The 18,624-nt window shown below is 36.2% G+C and carries 19 protein-coding genes; 17 read left to right on the forward strand and 2 right to left on the reverse strand.

Translation table 11 applies throughout. From position 1 onward, the window contains the following. Positions 1-110: 110 nt before the first annotated feature. The 16 genes from ASG01_RS01375 (at position 111) to ASG01_RS01450 (ending at position 15,768) form a co-directional block, all read left to right on the forward strand. Positions 111-1,499 carry a dipeptidase gene (locus ASG01_RS01375; protein WP_055858827.1) on the forward strand — a complete coding sequence of 463 codons (1,389 nt, stop codon included), beginning with the start codon at positions 111-113 and terminating at the stop codon, positions 1,497-1,499. A gap of 92 nt (positions 1,500-1,591) precedes the next feature. After that, positions 1,592-2,536: a T9SS type A sorting domain-containing protein gene (locus ASG01_RS01380; RefSeq protein ID WP_055858829.1), complete on the forward strand. Its 945-nt coding sequence runs from the start codon at positions 1,592-1,594 to the stop codon at positions 2,534-2,536. A gap of 76 nt (positions 2,537-2,612) precedes the next feature. Further along, complete coding sequence (locus tag ASG01_RS01385; protein ID WP_055858834.1) at positions 2,613-3,317, forward strand: SDR family oxidoreductase; 705 nt, start codon at positions 2,613-2,615, stop codon at positions 3,315-3,317. Between the two features lie 138 nt (positions 3,318-3,455). Continuing rightward, on the forward strand, positions 3,456-4,202 hold the full coding sequence (locus ASG01_RS01390) for an electron transfer flavoprotein subunit beta/FixA family protein (RefSeq protein WP_055858837.1): 747 nt from the start codon (positions 3,456-3,458) through the stop codon (positions 4,200-4,202). 38 nt (positions 4,203-4,240) lie between these two features. Beyond that, positions 4,241-5,188: an electron transfer flavoprotein subunit alpha/FixB family protein gene (locus ASG01_RS01395; RefSeq protein WP_055858841.1), complete on the forward strand. Its 948-nt coding sequence runs from the start codon at positions 4,241-4,243 to the stop codon at positions 5,186-5,188. Between the two features lie 178 nt (positions 5,189-5,366). Further along, entirely contained in the window at positions 5,367-5,969 is a 603-nt protein-coding gene (locus tag ASG01_RS01400; protein WP_055858844.1) for a bifunctional nuclease family protein, read from the forward strand. A 16-nt stretch (positions 5,970-5,985) separates the two neighbouring features. Further along, the gene (locus ASG01_RS01405; protein WP_055858847.1) at positions 5,986-7,308 is read left to right on the forward strand and encodes a nucleoside permease; all 1,323 of its coding nucleotides are present in this window, start codon (positions 5,986-5,988) and stop codon (positions 7,306-7,308) included. A 335-nt stretch (positions 7,309-7,643) separates the two neighbouring features. Beyond that, positions 7,644-8,024 carry a hypothetical protein gene (locus tag ASG01_RS01410; protein WP_055858850.1) on the forward strand — a complete coding sequence of 127 codons (381 nt, stop codon included), beginning with the start codon at positions 7,644-7,646 and terminating at the stop codon, positions 8,022-8,024. Then, complete coding sequence (locus tag ASG01_RS01415; RefSeq protein WP_055858855.1) at positions 8,021-8,422, forward strand: hypothetical protein; 402 nt, start codon at positions 8,021-8,023, stop codon at positions 8,420-8,422. The genes ASG01_RS01410 and ASG01_RS01415 overlap by 4 nt, the downstream gene beginning before the upstream one ends. A gap of 37 nt (positions 8,423-8,459) precedes the next feature. Then, positions 8,460-9,641: an acetyl-CoA C-acyltransferase gene (locus ASG01_RS01420; RefSeq protein WP_055858858.1), complete on the forward strand. Its 1,182-nt coding sequence runs from the start codon at positions 8,460-8,462 to the stop codon at positions 9,639-9,641. Between the two features lie 7 nt (positions 9,642-9,648). Beyond that, positions 9,649-9,858 carry a hypothetical protein gene (locus tag ASG01_RS01425; protein ID WP_055858860.1) on the forward strand — a complete coding sequence of 70 codons (210 nt, stop codon included), beginning with the start codon at positions 9,649-9,651 and terminating at the stop codon, positions 9,856-9,858. Between the two features lie 101 nt (positions 9,859-9,959). Further along, a complete protein-coding gene (locus tag ASG01_RS01430) occupies positions 9,960-11,438 on the forward strand; it encodes an MFS transporter (RefSeq protein ID WP_055858863.1) in 1,479 nt (492 codons plus the stop codon). Between the two features lie 77 nt (positions 11,439-11,515). After that, positions 11,516-12,442, forward strand: coding sequence for a mevalonate kinase (locus tag ASG01_RS01435; RefSeq protein WP_055858865.1), 927 nt, complete (start codon positions 11,516-11,518; stop codon positions 12,440-12,442). Between the two features lie 5 nt (positions 12,443-12,447). Continuing rightward, positions 12,448-13,383, forward strand: a complete 936-nt coding sequence (locus ASG01_RS01440; protein ID WP_055858867.1) for a UbiA family prenyltransferase — start codon at positions 12,448-12,450, stop codon at positions 13,381-13,383. A gap of 63 nt (positions 13,384-13,446) precedes the next feature. Further along, positions 13,447-14,616, forward strand: coding sequence for a proline dehydrogenase family protein (locus ASG01_RS01445; RefSeq protein WP_055858869.1), 1,170 nt, complete (start codon positions 13,447-13,449; stop codon positions 14,614-14,616). A 138-nt stretch (positions 14,617-14,754) separates the two neighbouring features. Beyond that, positions 14,755-15,768, forward strand: a complete 1,014-nt coding sequence (locus ASG01_RS01450) for a T9SS type A sorting domain-containing protein (RefSeq protein ID WP_055858875.1) — start codon at positions 14,755-14,757, stop codon at positions 15,766-15,768. A 158-nt stretch (positions 15,769-15,926) separates the two neighbouring features. On the opposite strand, the gene ASG01_RS01455 is transcribed toward ASG01_RS01450, so the two are convergent. Next, on the reverse strand, positions 15,927-16,418 hold the full coding sequence (locus tag ASG01_RS01455; protein ID WP_055858878.1) for a helix-turn-helix domain-containing protein: 492 nt from the start codon (positions 16,416-16,418) through the stop codon (positions 15,927-15,929). Between the two features lie 540 nt (positions 16,419-16,958). Here ASG01_RS01455 and ASG01_RS01460 point away from each other — a divergent pair. Then, entirely contained in the window at positions 16,959-18,059 is a 1,101-nt protein-coding gene (locus ASG01_RS01460; protein WP_055862019.1) for a M14 family zinc carboxypeptidase, read from the forward strand. 45 nt (positions 18,060-18,104) lie between these two features. Here ASG01_RS01460 and ASG01_RS01465 read toward each other — a convergent pair whose 3' ends face one another. Beyond that, a complete protein-coding gene (locus tag ASG01_RS01465; RefSeq protein ID WP_082498273.1) occupies positions 18,105-18,611 on the reverse strand; it encodes a DUF4920 domain-containing protein in 507 nt (168 codons plus the stop codon). Positions 18,612-18,624: the final 13 nt, after the last annotated feature.

Genomic DNA, 18,624 nt, shown 5'->3' on the forward strand with positions numbered 1-18,624 from the left:
AGATATTTTAAATCCTGCCTCGAGCGGGATTTTTTGTTGAGACTTTTTGCTGCTTTTAAATATTTGGAGTAATTTGTCTTACTTTTTCAAGCTAAAAATAAATAAAGAACATGCAAGACACATTACAATACATCTCGGAAAACAAACAGCGTTTTGTAGATGAACTTTTTGAACTTTTAAAAATAGCGTCGATCTCAGCAGATCCTGCGTACAAAAATGAGGTGCTTACTTGCGCTGATAAAGTTGCTGATTTTCTTCAGAAAGCAGGCGCAGATCAGGTAGAAGTTTGCCAGACAAAAGGCTATCCGATCGTTTATGGTGAAAAGATAATTGGCAAAGATCTTCCGACGGTTTTGGTATACGGACATTATGATGTGCAGCCGCCAGACCCTTTAGAGCTTTGGAAGAAGCCACCTTTTGAGCCATATATCGAAAAGACTGAGATTCACCCAGAAGGCGCAATCTTCGCAAGAGGTTCGGCAGATGATAAAGGCCAGTTTTTTATGCAGATTAAAGCTTTTGAAGCGATGATGCAGACGAATTCTTTGCCTTGTAATATTAAATTTATTTTTGAAGGCGAAGAGGAAGTTGGATCGGTAAGCCTTGGAGATTGGGTGAAAGAAAATACTGAAAAACTGAAATGTGACTGCATTTTGATTTCTGATACACATATTTACAGCAATGAGCAGCCGACGGTTACTACAGGTTTACGTGGTTTAAGCTATGTGGAAGTTGAAGTAGAAGGTCCGAACAGAGATTTACATTCCGGTTTATACGGTGGAGCGGTTCCAAATCCGATTCATGTTTTGAGCCGAATGATCGCGAAACTGATCGATGATGACGGAAGAATCACAATTGACGGTTTTTATGATAATGTCGAAGCTGTTTCTACAGAAGAACGTGCAGAGATGAATAAGCTGAAAGATAATCCTGAAGAGTTTAAAAAATCAATTGGTTTAAATGATGTCGAAGGTGAAAAAGGTTTTACGACTTTGGAAAGAACTTCGATCAGACCAACGCTTGACTGCAACGGAATTTGGGGTGGTTACACAGGCGAAGGTGCGAAAACTGTGATTCCATCTAAAGCTTTTGCTAAGATCTCGATGCGTTTGGTTCCATATCAGACTCCGGAACAAATTACAGAAAAATTCACTACATATTTTGAAAAAATTGCTCCGGATAATGTAAAAGTGAAGATTACGCCACATCACGGCGGAATGCCTTACGTTCTTCCAACGGATACAAAAGAATTTTCTGCCGCCAAGAATGCGATGGAAAGTGCTTTTGGAAAAGAAGTTTTACCTTATCGAGGTGGAGGCAGTATTCCGATCACTGCGATGTTTGAACAGGTTTTGGGAGCAAAATCAGTTTTAATGGGATTTGGTCTTGATTCTGATGCGATTCATTCACCAAACGAGCATTATGGTTTATTTAATTTCTATAAAGGAATTGAAAGTATTCCACAGTTTTTTGAAAACTATGCTAGAAATAATCATTAGATTAGTGTTAAAAAACACTTTTGAAATACCTCATAGCTAGATTGTTAAATATTAATTTATTATTTTTACTAAAATTATTTAAATTAAATATTATGAAAAAAATTCTATTGTCTTTAGCAGTCTTAAGTTCATTAAGTGTGATAAATTCACAAGTAATAACTCAAAATTCAGTACCTAATACTGTTGTTGCTACTGGTTCAGTTGCATGTGCAAGTTCTTCTACTAGTACTGATTATTATACAGGAGATAACTCATATATGAGATTATTTAAATTGTCAGATTACGGAATTACTTATAATTACAAAATAACCAACATAGCTTTCGGTGTACAATTAGCAGCCAGAACTATATCGGGGTCAAGTACGGATATTGGTGGTACTTTTCCTGTAGAAGTTTGGGTTTATACGACAGCAAGTACAACACCGACTGCGTTGATCTCAGTTTCAGGAACAAATCCTTTGACAACTGTAAATGTCTCTTCAGCTAATAATGCTGCAATGGTTAATACAGGTACTTCTGTTAATCAAGTTATTCCAGCTGGATCCAATTTTGTTGTTGAAGTCTTTCATGATGGAAATACAGGTAAAGCTGGTACGACAGCATCTCCATTCGAAAGATTTTATATGGGTACTCAACCAGGAACTCAGACAGGTCTATCTTACTTATCTTCAGAGACATGCCAGATTCTGACTCCAATTGCAACGGGAACAGGTGCTTTAGCTGGGTTTCCTTCTGCTAAATGGGTAATGACTATAACTGGGCAAAATGCAACACTTGGTGTAACTGAGGTTATCAATTCACGAGATGTGCAGATTTATCCAAATCCTGTGAAGGATGTTCTAAAATTTAAGTTAGGAAGCAATTTGAAATCAGAAAGCATCGAAATTTTTGATATGGCTGGAAGAATAGTAACCAGTGTCAGCAATTCAAAAAATGTAAATGAAGTGAATGTATCAGATTTCACTAAAGGAACATATATTCTTAAGATTAAAGCTAACGATGGTAAGCTTTATACGCAAAAGATTATTAAGGATTAATTTCAGCATATATTTAATTTAAAAACGCTCTCTTTCGGAGCGTTTTTTGCTTTTTAGCCAAAAAAAATATTCTATTATGTTTGAAAATAAAGTTGCCTACATTACAGGCGGAACCAAAGGAATTGGTTTTGGCACTGCTAAAATTTTACTTGAAAATGGAATTTCTGTCGCATTTTCTGGTCGCAAAGAAGAAGATGTTAGAAATGCAGAAAATGATTTGAAAAAAATCAGTGAAAATGTTTTGGGAATCGTTTCTGACGTCCGAAAATTTGAAGACGAGGAAAACGCGGTTAAGCAGATTGTAGACAAATTCGGAAGATTAGATTATATTATTGCAAATGCCGGTTTAGGACACTTCAAACCGATTGATCAAATGTCGGTTGAAGAGTGGAACTCAATGATTGAAACCAATCTGACTGGCGTTTTCTATACTCTTAAGGCATCAGTTGAAGAATTAAAAAAATCAGAAGGTTATTATATTACCGTTGCAAGTCTTGCGGGAGCGAATTTCTTTGAGAACGGAGCCGGCTACAACGCGTCGAAATTCGGAGTTGTAGGTTTTACACAGGCTGCTATGATCGATTTAAGAAAATACAACATTAAATCTACTGTTATCATGCCTGGATCTGTGGCAACAAATTTTAACGATCATGTTCCGAATGACAAAGACAGCTGGAAAATTCAGCCGGAAGATATGGGAAATCTGATACTCGATCTTTTAAAAACCAATCCGCGTGTTTTGCCAAGTAAAATAGAGTTTCGGGCATCGCAACCTAAGTAATTTCAGATATAATGTTCTGAATAATAATTAAATATATATTATGCATGCATAATATATATTTTTTTTATATTTACATCACATTAAAATAACATTTACCGGTTGCAGGGACCGGATGATTGTCTAAAATATACTTAAAAAATGAAAATATTAGTTTGTATCAGTAGTGTTCCGGATACTACTTCGAAAATTAATTTTACAGCAGACAAATCTGCTTTCGACAAAAACGGAATTCAGTGGGTAATTAATCCGCTGGATGAATTTGCCTTAACTAAGGCAATTCAGCTTCAGACTTCACAAGGCGCAACTGTTACGGTTCTGAATGTGGGTGATGCAATTACAGAACCGGTAGTGAGAAAAGCTTTGGCAATCGGTGCGAACGATGCCATCAGAGTAAATCTTGATCCAAAAGACAGTTTTTCTACGGCCAAAGAAATTGCAGAAGTTGCTAAAAACGGTGGATATGATTTGATTCTTTGTGGAAAAGAATCTATCGATTACAATGGCGGTTCTGTTCCCGGAATGGTAGCGCAGCTTCTTGATCTTCCTTTCGTAAACGCAGCGGTTGGTTTGGATATTAACGGAAGCGAAGCAACAGCGATACGCGAGATTGAAGGTGGAAAAGAGACAATCTCCGTGAAAATTCCTGCGGTAATTGCCGGACAAAAAGGTTTAGTAGACGAAAAAGATTTGATTATTCCAAATATGCGTGGTATCATGTCTGCCCGTACAAAGCCATTGCAGGTTTCTGAACCCACTTCTTCTGAAGTAAAAGTTGAGGGCGTTTCTTATGACAGTGTTCCACCTAGAGCGGCTGTAAAAATGGTTTCTCCGGATAATTTAGATGAGCTTGTAAGATTGCTTCATGAAGAAGCGAAAGTAATCTAATTTTAAATCGCAAATATTAAATTTTAAATTTTTAAATCATGGCAGTATTCGTATACGCAGAAAATATAAATGGAGTGTACAAGAAAGCAGCTTTCGAAGCAGTTTCTTATGCGAAAGCAGTTGCAGATCAAAACGGTGACACCGTAACGGCAATTTCCATAAATCCTACAGATGCTTCTGATGCTCTTTACAAATATGGTGCGTCGAAAGTGATCAACATCAAAGATGGTGGTTTAAAGAATTTCTCCGCTAAAGCTTATGCACAGGCTTTGAGCGAAGTTATTGATGGTAAAATTATCGTTTTTCCTCACACAACTGACGCTTCTTCTGTAGCACCAATGTTGGCAGTGATGAAGAATTTTTCTTTGATCACTAATGTTTTGGAGGCTCCAGAAAGCCAGTCTCCTTTGCAGGTTAAAAGAAGAGCTTTTTCAGGAAAAGGTTTTATGCATGCTAAAGCTGAAGGCGAAGGTGTGATCATCACAGTTTCTCAGAATGCTTTTGGTGTGAAGGAAAATGCCGCTTCAGGTACTGAAGAAGTAAAAGAGCTGACAATCTCTAATGAAGACACGAAAGTGATTTCGCACGAACAGAGTTCAGGAAAATTAGATTTAAAAGAAGCTGAAATAGTAGTTTCTGCAGGTCGTGGGATGAAAGGTCCTGAAAACTGGGGAATGATTGAAGATCTTGCCGGGGTTTTGGGTGCAGCAACAGCTTGTTCAAAACCGGTTTCGGATATCGGCTGGAGACCTCACACAGAGCACGTTGGACAGACAGGAAAAGCAATTTCACCAAATTTGTACATCGCTGTCGGGATTTCAGGAGCAATTCAGCATTTGGCAGGTGTGAATTCATCTAAAACAATTGTGGTTGTAAACAGCGATCCGGAATCTCCTTTTTTCAAATCGGCAGATTATGGTGTTGTAGGTGATGCTTTTCAGATTATTCCTGCTTTAACCGAAAAAATCAAAGCCTTAAAAGGATAATATAGTAAATAGTAAGTTTTCTCTGTCAGTAAATTTTTAAGATAATTAAATTAATTTTAGAGAAAATTAGCTTTTCACTTTTGAAAACTAACGATAAATAATAAAAGCTCGGCATCCGGGCTTTTATTTTGTTTAAAAAATTGAAACCTGAAAAAAAAATTCAATTATATTTGTAGCTATGGATTACAGACAGCTTATCATACGCGGAATATCGTACAGCCAGACCCAATCTGGAGCTTATGCATTACTTTTGGAACATGAAGAAACGCATATAAAACTACCGGTAGTGATAGGAAATTTTGAAGCGCAATCGATCTCTTTAGGTCTCGAAAAGGATATTCATCCGCCAAGACCGCTCACGCACGATCTTTTCAGTAAATTTATTACCTCCGCCAATTTCGAATTGATTTCGGTGGTAATTTATCAGATCGTAGACGGTGTTTTCTTTTCTAACATCAATTTAAAAAATAAAATTTCGCAGGAAGAAATTATTCTTGATGCGCGTACTTCAGATGCTGTGGCGATGGCAGTTCGTTTCGATGCACCAATTTATACGACACAACAGGTTTTGAATGAAGCAGGAATTTTGCTCGAAATCGACGACAATTCAAAAGAAGAGGACGATGTTTTCTCGGAAACAGAATCTGGTTCCGAAAATCTGCATCACGTTTCTACCGAAGAATTGCAGAAATTTCTTGAGAATGCAGTAAAGGAAGAAGATTTTGATACCGCGCTGGAAATTCAGGAAGAGCTGAAAAAGCGTAAAAAAAATATTGATTAATTACCACTGATATTTGATGAATTTAAAACTTCGCCTTACACTGCTCAGTTTTCTCCAGTTTTTTGTTTGGGGAGCTTGGCTTACAACATTAGGAACGTACGGTTTTGCCTATAAACAGTGGAGTGGTGCCGAGTTTGGTGCTGTATTTTCCACATTAGGATTGGCTTCGATCTTTATGCCAGCTCTGATGGGAATCATTGCTGATAAGTGGATCAATGCCGAAAAACTCTACGGAAGCCTTCATATTCTATACGGAATCAGCCTTTTTTTATTGGCTAAAACCAACGACCCGACCGATTTTTTCTGGATTTTACTGGTTGGAATGTGTTTTTACATGCCGACTTTATCACTTTCAAACTCGATTTCGTATAAACTTTTGAATGACAGCAAATATGATGTTGTGAAAGTTTTTCCGCCGATCAGAGTTTGGGGAACGATTGGTTTTATCGTCGCCATGTGGTGTACCAATATTTTCAGTGATGAACAGACTTTTTCAGAATTTGGTGAAAAAGTAGGCCGGCAAATCGCCGGTATTTTTGGAAATTCGGTTAATGCTAACCAGTTTTATCTGGCTGGAGCTGTAGCTATTTTCCTCGGTATTTATTCTTTCTTTTTGCCTAAATGTCCGCCGCCAAGATTGATCAGCAAAGATGCAACTTTGGTTCAGAAGCTTGGTTTGGATGCTTTCAAACTCTTCGCGGAAAAGAAAATGGCTTTATTTTTCGTTTTTTCTATGTTCTTGGGAGCGGCACTTCAGTTGACCAATATGTACGGAGACGCTTTTTTAAAAGATTTTGGAAACTTTGCGCAGTATAAAGATTCTGCGGTGGTGCAGTATTCTACGATGATTATTTCCATTTCCCAGATTTCTGAAACCTTATTTATTCTTGCCATTCCCTTCTTTTTACGCCGTTACGGAATCAAAAATGTAATGCTCATCAGCATGTTTGCCTGGGTTCTCCGGTTCGGATTTTTCTCTTTTGGAGCTCCTGAAGGTTTAGGGTTGATTTTGATTATCTTCTCAAATATTATTTACGGAATGGCTTTCGATTTCTTCAATATTTCAGGATCACTTTTTGTGGAAACAACTACAGACAATAAGATACGTTCATCCGCTCAAGGCGTTTTCATGATGATGACAAACGGTTTTGGAGCCATCTTAGGAAGTTCGGTAAGCGGATGGATGATTTCACAATATTTTACCGATGCTTCCGGAAACAAAATGTGGCACGAGATCTGGCTGTATTTTGCTTTATATGCTTTGGTGATTACGGTTCTTTTCGCTATCTTTTTCAAACACAAACATGATCCAAAGAAAATCGTAACAGTCACTCATTAAAATATTTTAAACTCATTTAAAATTGCATCGCACCAAAGCATGCAATTTTTTTTTAAAAATTATCAATAATCTACAGCATATCTGGTTATGTATAACAATACTTGTGATTCAGTTTTTCAAAATTCTATTTTGTACGTTATTAATTTGGTTTGTAATTGATATTATAATTTTCGATTATTTATTTTTATTTTTTAAAACAATTGCGATTTAATTTAATAATTTACAGTGAATACAACACGGTATTAATAATTATTGATATTTCAATGATTATTATTTCGAATGAAACATACTGATACTAAGTGTGTTTTTTTTTGTAATTTGGTACTTTAAGAATTATGAAAGATCTTCAGCTTTTAGGTATAGCCATTGTGCTTCTCGGAAGTTTTCTGCCGCTGGTACATGTGCCTGTAATCGGTAACTGGAATTACTGGAAACTCAATAATTATCTCGCAGTTTTCTGCTGGATGCTTTGTCTGGTGGCTGTTTATGGTATTTTTGGAGATCATTCTGCGCTTGTAAAATCTCTTGGATTTGTACTCATCTTTTTTTTCCTGTTTACCATGGCTGCCGTGAAATACCAGACGAGCAGTTATTTCAGTTTTCTTCCTTCTAAATCCTGGACGAAAGCTATGGCGGGAACGGTGAAATTCCAGTGGGGATGGATTGTCGAATTTGCAGGCACCATTATTTTATTAATAGCCAGTTTTAAGAAATGATTAGAAAACTTTTTACATTTTATTGTTTGATTTTCTACGTTGGTATTAATGCGCAGGAAGGTTTTCTCTTACCTGACAATCCACCGAAGTGCTATAAAATAAAAGAAGGTAAATTTGTAAAGCAGGATATTCCGGGTAGAGTTTGGAATATGCTGATCTCTAAAGATTTGCTGAAAGAATATTTAAATAACAGCAAAACGTATATAAAATACAAGCTGAAATTTGAGGATGACTGTCATTTTACAGCGACTGTCACATCTAAATCGGACAGCAAAAATATGTTGAGGATCGGCGATGTTGTTAGATACAGTATTATAGAAACCGATCACGACCTCATTCGGGTAAAAACTGATCTCTATAATAAATCTGAAGATTTTGTGCTTCAGAAAACAGAATAAAATTTAGAATTTAAGATAAAAATAATAGTTAATTGATATGAAAGAAGTATTCATTGTCTCCGCAGTACGTACGCCAATCGGCAGTTTTATGGGAAGTCTGGCAACGGTTCCCGCAACACAGCTTGGAGCAGCAGCAGTCAAAGGAGCATTAGAAAAAATAAATTTAGACCCAAATAAGGTTGAGGAAATCTACATGGGAAATGTTTTGCAGGCTGGCGAAGGTCAGGCGCCTGCAAGACAGGTGGCTATCGCTGCCGGACTTTCAAACGAGACTCCAGCGACAACGATAAATAAAGTCTGCGCTTCCGGAATGAAGGCGGTGAGCATGGCTGCACAGGCAATCAAGGCTGGTGATGCAGACATCATTGTCGCAGGCGGAATGGAAAACATGTCGATGGTTCCGCATTATTACAATGCAAGAAATGCGGCTAAATTGGGTGACGTAAAAATGCAGGACGGAATGATTCTCGACGGTTTGACAGACGTTTACAATAAAGTTCATATGGGAGTTTGCGCAGAAAAGTGTGCTGTAGCTTACGATTTTTCCCGAGAAGATCAGGATGCATTCGCAATTCAGTCATACGAAAGATCTGCAAAAGCTTGGAGCGACGGTAAATTTGCTGACGAAGTAGTTCCGGTAAATATTCCTCAGAGAAAGGGCGAGCCTGTAGTTTTTGGTGAAGATGAAGAATATAAAGCGGTGAAATTTGATAAAATTCCTACGCTTCCGACAGTATTTAAAAAAGAGCAAGGAACTGTAACTGCGGCGAATGCTTCAACGTTAAATGACGGTGCTTCTGCTTTGATTTTGGTTTCAAAAGAAAAAATGGAAGAATTGGGTTTAAAACCTTTAGCGAAAATTATTTCTTATGCAGATGCTGCTCAGGAGCCTGAAAACTTTACAACAGCGCCGTCAAAAGCACTTCCAATAGCTTTGAAAAAAGCAGGTTTGCAGACTTCTGATATCGATTTCTTCGAATTTAACGAAGCTTTTTCTGTCGTAGGTCTGGCAAATAATAAAATTTTAGGTTTAGATTCTTCAAAAGTGAATGTGAATGGTGGAGCAGTGGCGCTTGGTCATCCGCTGGGAAGTTCAGGATCGAGAATTATCGTGACTTTGATTAATGTTTTAAAACAAAATAATGCCAAATACGGTGCTGCAGCGATCTGCAATGGCGGTGGCGGTGCTTCGGCGATTGTAATTGAAAACATGCAGTAATTAAAATATGAAAGCAAAATACGGATTGATTCTTTTTCTTGCAGGTTTCGTGATTGATATTTTTGGTGCTTGGCTGAAAATCACTCACATCACCTTTGGAACAGTGAACGCCAATATAGTTTTTACTCTTGGAAGTTTTCTGCAGATTTTGGCAATCCTGTTTATCATTTATAAAATTTTTAAATTCAAAAAGTTTAAAGAATTTTTAAATCAGTAAAGAAGCTTTCTATCAATACATTTCAAAACCATTAAGAATTATACTTTTTTTAGTTTAATCTTAATGGTTTTTCTATTTTTGTGCAACTAATAGCTTTAAGAATGTCTCAAACCGAAACACCACAGCCAGCGATCATAAAAAATAATCCGAAAATCATGAAAGCCTGGGCCGTTTACGACTGGGCAAATTCTGTATATTCTCTGGTTATCACTTCAGCGATTTTCCCGATTTATTATACGATTCTCACAACTGCTTTTAATAAAAAGGAGTACGTGGCTTCTGCGGGGGAAGTGCAGGAAATTCCGGTACGGCATTTAATCAGAATTTTTGGCGAAACCTACGAGCCGGATGCTATTCTTAGTGCATCGTATGCGATTTCATTTTTTCTTGTCGTTTTGCTTTCTCCGTTTTTATCATCTCTGGCTGATACCATAGGAAACAAAAAATCATTTCTGCAGTTTTTCTGCTATCTTGGCGCAACTTCATGTATGGGATTGGCGATGTTTACAGGAATGAACAATGTTTTCCTCGGGCTTCTTTTCAGCATTACGGCGAGTGTCGGTTTCTGGGGAAGTTTGGTTTTTTACAATTCGTTTTTGCCTGATATTGCGACTCCTGATAAACAGGATGCGCTCTCTGCAAAAGGATTTATCTACGGTTATTTAGGATCAGTTGTTCTGTTAATTATCTGTCTGATTTTGGTGCAGGTTGTGGCAAAAGGCGCATATCAGCAGAATATTTACATAAGAATCAGTTTCCTTCTCACAGGTGCCTGGTGGTTTGGTTTCTCGCAATATACATTTAAACATTTACCTCAATTCGGCGATGTGAAAGATAAATTACCGAAAGATCTTGTCCTTTTAAATTATAAAAATATCTTTAAACCTCACGAAGAGCAAGGTGGTTTTTTTGAAGTTTTAAAAGATAACATCAGTTTTTATACAGATATTTTAAAGGAAAGTTTCAGAGAACTTTTCAGCGTGGGTAAGAAACTTTTTGCTGACCGCAGTCTTAAATTTTTCCTGTCAAGTTTTTTCTTTTACAGTGTAGGCATGCAGACGATTTTCCTGATGGCAACACCTTTTGGTAGCACAGTCGTTTTCCCTAAAAGTGATGAAAAATATAAATTAATAGTTACAATTTTAATTATTCAGCTGATTGCGGTCGTCGGTGCATTTATTTTTTCGAGATTATCAAAAAAAATTGGTAACAGAAATGTTATTACGATTGCTGTTGTAATCTGGATAGGATGCTGTTTGTGTGCGTTTCTGCTTAATAAAGAAAATCCATATATTCAAGAATTGTTCTATGGTTTGGCGGCGATGATTGGTTTGGTAATGGGCGGTCTGCAGGCAATGTCAAGATCAACCTACTCAAAACTTTTACCTGAAAACTCGATGGAGAATACGACGTTCTTCAGTTTTTATGATGTTTTAGAGAAACTCGCGATCATTTGCGGTATGGTGATATTCAGTATTTTCATTCAGAAATTCGGTAATATGCAGTACGCATTTATCGCAATGTCTGGTTTTTTCACAATAGGAGCGATTTTAATTCGTTTTTTACGCACAAAAATTTGATTTAAATCATGCTTAGGCGCAGCATTTGCTAATGTTGATGCGAATAGTTTATCTTTGCAGAACACAATACATCACAAATGACGAATCCTTTATTTTATGCTAAAATTTTGCTGTTTGGCGAATATGGAATCATTGAGGATTCTCAGGGTTTGACGTTGCCGTACAGTTTCTATAAAGGAACCTTAAAATTCTCTGATCTTGTTTCTGATTTTGAGAAAAAATCCAATCAGCATCTGATTAATTATTCCGATTATCTTAAAAATTTACAACTTCCTGAAGGTTTCAAAATTGATGTTAACGCTTTTAAGATGGATATTTCTGAAGGTTTATTTTTCGACAGTAATATACCGCAAGGTTATGGCGTAGGAAGTTCCGGCGCATTGGTTGCAGCAATATTTGAAAAATATTCGGTATCAAAAAGAAATCCTGAAACCATTTCTAAAGATGAATTAAAAAATCTCAGATCAGTTTTTGGGAGCATGGAAAGTTATTTTCACGGAAAAAGTTCAGGTATTGATCCTTTGATCTGCTACATGAATCTACCAATTTTGATTGAAAACCGTGAAAGCGTAGATAAAGTTTCAATTCCTATAAGTGTTGCCGGAAAAGGGGCGATCTTTTTGATAGATTCCGGAATGACGGGAGAAACAGGACCGATGGTGCAGATTTTTTTCGAAAAAATGAAGACTGAGGGTTTTAGAAAAACTTTAAAAGAAGAATTTATCCGTTACAATAATGCTTGTATTGAAGCCTTCTTAAAAAAGGATATGAATCCGTTTTTCAAAAATCTGAAAAAACTTTCAAACTGGGCATTCGAACATTTCCGTCCGATGATTCCGGAAAGTATTTTTAATGTCTGGAAAAAAGGTCTCGATTCTAATGCTTATTATCTGAAACTTTGCGGAAGCGGAGGCGGAGGCTACATTCTGGGCTTTACAAAAGATTACGACAAAGCAGAGGAAATGCTCAAAGGTTTTCACAAAGAAGTCATTTACCGTTTCTAAATTTTATGATCGAATTTCCTGACAAAGAAACTTTTGGTGAGAACAAAACTGCGCCGAAATCTTTCTTTTACAGGATTTTTCAGCTGATAGGTTTTTTATTGGGAGCGCGCTTTTTCGTTGCCATTCTTCTTGTTTTTGCATTATACGTATCTACTTTTTTTCTTTTTAACAAAGAGGAAAACTTAAGAAATTTCGTTTTCGATTTTAAAGTTCACGGTATTATTTTATGCACCATTCTCACTATTTTTGCGGGTGGCATCATCAATCATTTCTATGATTTTGAAAAAGATCATCTTGTAAAACCCTTCCGCACCCGGTTTCAGCGGTTCATTAAACAAAAATATTATCTCTACGCATATCTTGCACTAACTATTTTAAGCTTGGGAATTGCGAGTTTAATTTCCTATCGCGTAATAATATTCTTTCTGATTTATCAGTTTATCATGTGGTTTTACAGCCATAAACTGAGCCGTATTTTCATCATTAATAATCTCACGTTTGTCAGTCTTACGCTTTATCCGTTTTTTGGCATGCTGGTTTATTATCAGACTTTTTCCGAAAAAATTTTTTTGCTTGCTGTTTTTCTTTTCTTAAATCTGCTGGCAATTGATATCACAAAAGACACGCTCACCCGAAAAATAGACAAAACCTTTGGCTACAATACAATTCCAAATACTTTAAATGCAGCAAAATCTCAGTCGATTTTAATAACGATTATAGTTTTAACAATTTTAATCTCGGTAAGAATTATTTTAAAAACTGAAATTTCCGGCGTGATGTTTTACTATTTTGTTATAGGAATCGCGATGCTATTGCTGAGTATTTATTTTATTTTCAAATATACTAGAAACTCGAAATTTGCGGTTTTAAATATTTTAAGACTCTGGATTTTTGTCGGAATTATCTCTATGCTTCTCAGCGGAATTGAAGGAAATTTATAGAAAATAAATACTCCCGAAAAGCGTTCTAAATTGTAACTTTACACTTTAAATTTATTACTGAAAATGTCCATTTTTAATGATACAAAAGTCGCATTTGCCGACAAAACCGATGCGCAGCTGAAGAAAGCGTTTTGGATGTTTAAAATGATTGAACAGCCCGCCCTTACAAATATTGGAACGTCTGTTCTTAATTTTTCTGTTCATAACAATTTTCCGTTTGTCAATACCATAGTCAAAAAAACACTTTTTGAACAGTTTGTGGGTGGCGAAACACGTGAAGAAAGCCTAAAAGTTGTCACACAGCTTTACAAAAGAGGCGTAGGAAGTATTTTTGATTATTCAATTGAAGGCAAAGAAGATGAAGCTACGTTTGATGCAGTTTGCCACGAAATTCAGGATATTGTGCAGTTTTCTGTTGGAAATCCGGCGCTTCCTTTTATTGTTTTTAAACCTACAGCTTTTGGACGAATCGATTTGTATGAAGCGGTAGGAAAGGGCAGCGAGTTGACGACAAGCCAAAAAGAAGAATGGAAAAGGGTAGTGCAAAGATTTGAAGACGTTTGCAAAATGTGTTTTGATCATGACAAAAAAGTAATGATTGACGCCGAAGAAACCTGGATGCAGGATGCAGCAGATCATCTTTGCGAAACGATGATGGAAAAATACAACCGTGAAAAACCTATCGTTTGGAATACCATTCAAATGTACAGAACAGGAAGATTGGAATATATGGAAGCTCATGCTGCCCGTGCAAAAGAAAAGGGATATTTTATCGGTTATAAAATCGTGCGTGGAGCGTATATGGAAAAAGAGCGTGCGCGCGCTTCTGCGAAAGGTTATGCAGATCCTATTCAGCCAACAAAAGATGCGACTGATAATAATTACAATGCAGGTATTGATTTCATTATGAATCATCTTAATATTGTCAGTGGATATTTCGGAACACACAATGAGATTTCTTCTGAACTCGTGATGGATAAAATGAAGCAGAGATCTTTAGAGAACAATTCTGAACACGTATTTTTTGGCCAGTTGTATGGTATGAGTGATAATATAACATTTTATCTGAGCGACAAAGGCTACAATGCCACGAAATATCTTCCTTATGGACCCGTAAAAGATGTTGTTCCGTACCTTACCAGGAGAGCTCGTGAAAATACTTCGGTCGCAGGACAAACCGGGCGGGAATTAAGATTGATTCAGAAAGAACTGGACCGTCGGAAAAATAAATAAATCTAAAAAAAGAGATCTGACTAAATCATAGTCAGATCTTTTTACTTAAAAATTATTCGATCAACAAGGTTTTTTCGGTTTTGGTATTTGATATAATAAAATTGCGTATATTTATTATCTAATCAATACATCAATATTATGAAAAAACTTTTACTTACTGCAGCTGTTACCTTATCTTTAGTAGCAGCCGCCCAAACGTACAATAACGGTGGATTAAGTACCGGGACGACGGCAAAAGTCGGTACTGTCGCGCCTTCAGGTTACACCTGGTCTGAACTTCAAAATGATACTGGAAATACGGCTGAATCTAATACGAATGCAGGATATGGTGGCATGAGCAGTTCAGCAACAGCTAATTTTTTTTTAGCTGATAATTTTGTCGTACCGGCAGGTCAAACCTGGCAGATTACCTCAATTGATTTTTTTTCCTATCAAACCGGATATACAGGAACAACTTCACCTTTTACTACGGTTCGCGTAAATATTTTTAGTTCAGATCCATCAGTTTCCGGTGCGACAAGCGTTTTTGGAAATGACACAACGAACAGATTCAGTGCCAGCGTTGATGCTTTAATGTACAGAATTTTTAACAGTCAGGTGCCTACTACTGCCAATGTTCCAGGTACAACCAGAAGAATTTGGAAAACTACGGCTTCGACACCGGTAACATTGACTTCAGGAACATATTGGATTAAATATCAACTTCAAAATGTTGTCCAGGCAAATGCGGGCTTTTTACCTGCAGTTACCATACCGGGAAGCAGAGGATTAGCCGCATTTAATGCTAAACAAAATGATGCGGTAGCAGGAACATGGATACCTTTGGTTGACCTGGGAACGTCGGGCGCTTCGCCCGTTAATATGGATATGCCTTTTATAATTACGTATACATCCAACTTATCAACTGGTGAAGTGCAACAGTATGATAATAGAGTACAGGTTTATCCGAATCCGGTACAAGATTACTTCCAGATCAGTAATGTCGAAAATTTAAAGATTAGCACGGTTGAGATTATGGATGTTTCCGGAAAGTTAGTCCGAAGTATGAAGCCTGCTGATAGATACAATGTGAGCGATCTTCCTTCAGGTAATTATTATCTGCTCATTAAGAATAGTGAAGTCACAAAAATGACTAAACTGCTTAAAAAATAGTTTTAAATCATTTAATGGTAAATCCCAAAAGTTTTAAACTTTTGGGATTTTTTTATTAGGAGTGTATGATAGTATAATTCTCACGACAGATCCATTTGATAATTTAATAAAATCAAATATCAGTCCGAGAAAACTATGAATAATCTGTGAAACATTTTTTATGGTTCAAAACTTTCAAATTTTCCGTCGTTATAAAAGATAACAATTCTTTTGATATTGGATTTTGCCCCGACAATATTTTCAATTTGTGTAGCTTCTGAGATTCCCATATTTTCTTTCTTGATTTCTTTTTTTTCCTCAGGACGATTTTCAGAAACACTCTCAGCGATTGTAGGAATTTCGTGCTCAATTTCTTCATTGATAATACTAAAGAGATCGGGTAGTGATGTAGGCTTTTGAACTTCTTCAGTAATTTCATCAGCAGACAACTTCTTAGTTATCAGCATTTCACCAATTCCTGTAATTAACCAATCCCATTCAATCTCGGGAAACCGAGATTTTATTTTTGTAATAAATTCTAACGACGGTTTATTTCGCCCTGATGTAATATGTGAAACAGACGAGCGCTGTACATCAATCTCATCAGCAAATTCCGAAGATGTGAATGTCGAATACTGGATTACTTTTGTAATTCTCTCGTTGATATTCATAATGAACAAATGTAATTAATCTCCACATTATAACAATACACAATTGTAAAAATACTAGAATAATGTCAATTACAAATGTATCTGTACTAGTAACATATTGCTAAACATATTATTATAAACATATAGTAATTAATTTTAAAAATTATTAGTTCTATTACATTTGTAATCTATTCTATACATCACCTTTATACGAATATAATGGCGTTATATTTCTAATAAAGATAAATTGACGTCATTTTCTCAAAAAAATAACACAGTGATCTATATTTCTCTTTCAAAATTTGTTTATAGTAAATGCTCATAGATAGACAATTCTTTAAAATATTTACTTAAACTAAATTTAATTAACTACTTTATATAAATTATATATATTGCTCAATTATAGTTATTTAGATATATTTAATTAAATTATATGCAATCCACAATTTTTTCAACAGACAAAACGTCATTGTAAGTTGTTTGATAGATTTACTTTTGTAAACAGTTAAATTGTAAGTGTTTTGGAGTATTTTTGTAAACTATAATTTGATGAAATAGATGATGGAACATTTGTATACACATAATCCTGTATTTGAAAACCGATATATTTGGCCGGTGGAGCTTTTTGAATATTTAGAAGCGGAATTTGCTGACCAACTTTTAGAAATAGGGAAATCTTTTTTGGGACAACCTATTTATCGATTTAAATTGGGAATGGGAAACACTAAGATTATAGCTTGGTCACAAATGCATGGTAATGAATCGAACGCGACACACGCAATGCTCGATTTTCTCCATACGTCGAAACGCTATCCAGAATTATCAAAAGATCTAAGTCAAAAAATTACCCTTGATTTTATTTTTATGCTAAATCCTGACGGTTCTGAAAAATGGACACGTTTGAATGCTCAGTATTTAGATTTAAACAGGGATTTCCATGCAGAAGCTGGCGCAGAGTTGAAATTTCTAAAAAAAATGGTAAAGGAAAACAATTATCATTATGCACTAAATCTTCATGAGCAGCGGACTATTTTCACGACAGACGGCACCCACCCCGCTACTCTATCTTTCCTTGCACCGTCTGAAAGTGTTGAAAGATCGGTTACAGATAACCGCAAACAAAGTATGGCGGTGATTTCTTCTGTTTTTGATAACATGAAAGATATTCTGCCAAATCGTATCGCACGATACACCGATGAATTTTATCCTAATGCTACGGGCGACAATTTTATCAGGGAAGGTTTGCCGACGATACTGTTTGAAGGTGGACATTTTGAAAACGATTATTTAAGAAGAGAAACTCGCAAGTTTTATACAATTGCATTCTACTATGCATTAAAAGCAATTGCAGATTTAAATACCAGCACAGAAGGGTGGGAAAAGTATTTTGAAATTCCGGAAAATAGAGAAACACACTATGACATTATATATAGGAATGTAAAACTCAACACAAATCATCACTGCGTGTTGGATATCGCGGTTCAGTTTAAAGAAGAAATAAAACCGGGCGACGAGGAAATTTCATTTATCCCTTTCGTTGTCGAAGTCGGCAATGTGAAAAATAAAAAAGGATGGGAGGAAATAGACTGTATAGGAAAAAAATTTATTTGTGAAACCAAATATCCGAAGCTCGACCAACCAGTCTCATTTAAAATAGAATAAAAAAAAGCGAAACTCTCGTTTCGCTTTCCGTTATAACAATTAAAACTATTTTACCACTTTTATACCATCGGCAAAAAATCGTATTTCTTCCTGTGGTTTGGTGATCGCTGCAATTTCCTGAGCAGATTTCTTAGCATCTTCTGCGTAATGTTTCTGTTCATCTACAGAAATCACTTTTCGCTCGGCAGTTCCTTCCAAAACTACATTTTTACCTTTCAGAGCAGTCGGAACAAAAAACCCATAATCTTTCATTTTCACGAAAAATTTAGACTGATCTTCGGTTTCTATTGTTAGCCAGCAACCTTTTTTGTCGCAAACATCGGTCACTTTTCCGGTGATGGCCACGTTCTCCACTTTTTTATTGTCTTTCTTTAATTTTTTTGAAAGCTTCTCTACAGAGATTGCCTTTGATTCCGGCGTTGTTACAACAGCTCCGTATGTGTCGCCAACCAGCGCATTTCCTTCCGGAGGACCCATTTTTTTACCTTCCTGCGCAGAAATTAAACTTGCAGTTGCCAGAGCGGCAGTGAAAAAGAATGCTTTAAAATTCATTTGAAATAATTTT

Source organism: Chryseobacterium sp. Leaf180, assembly GCF_001424585.1.
In the GTDB taxonomy this organism is placed as follows: Bacteria; Bacteroidota; Bacteroidia; order Flavobacteriales; family Weeksellaceae; genus Chryseobacterium.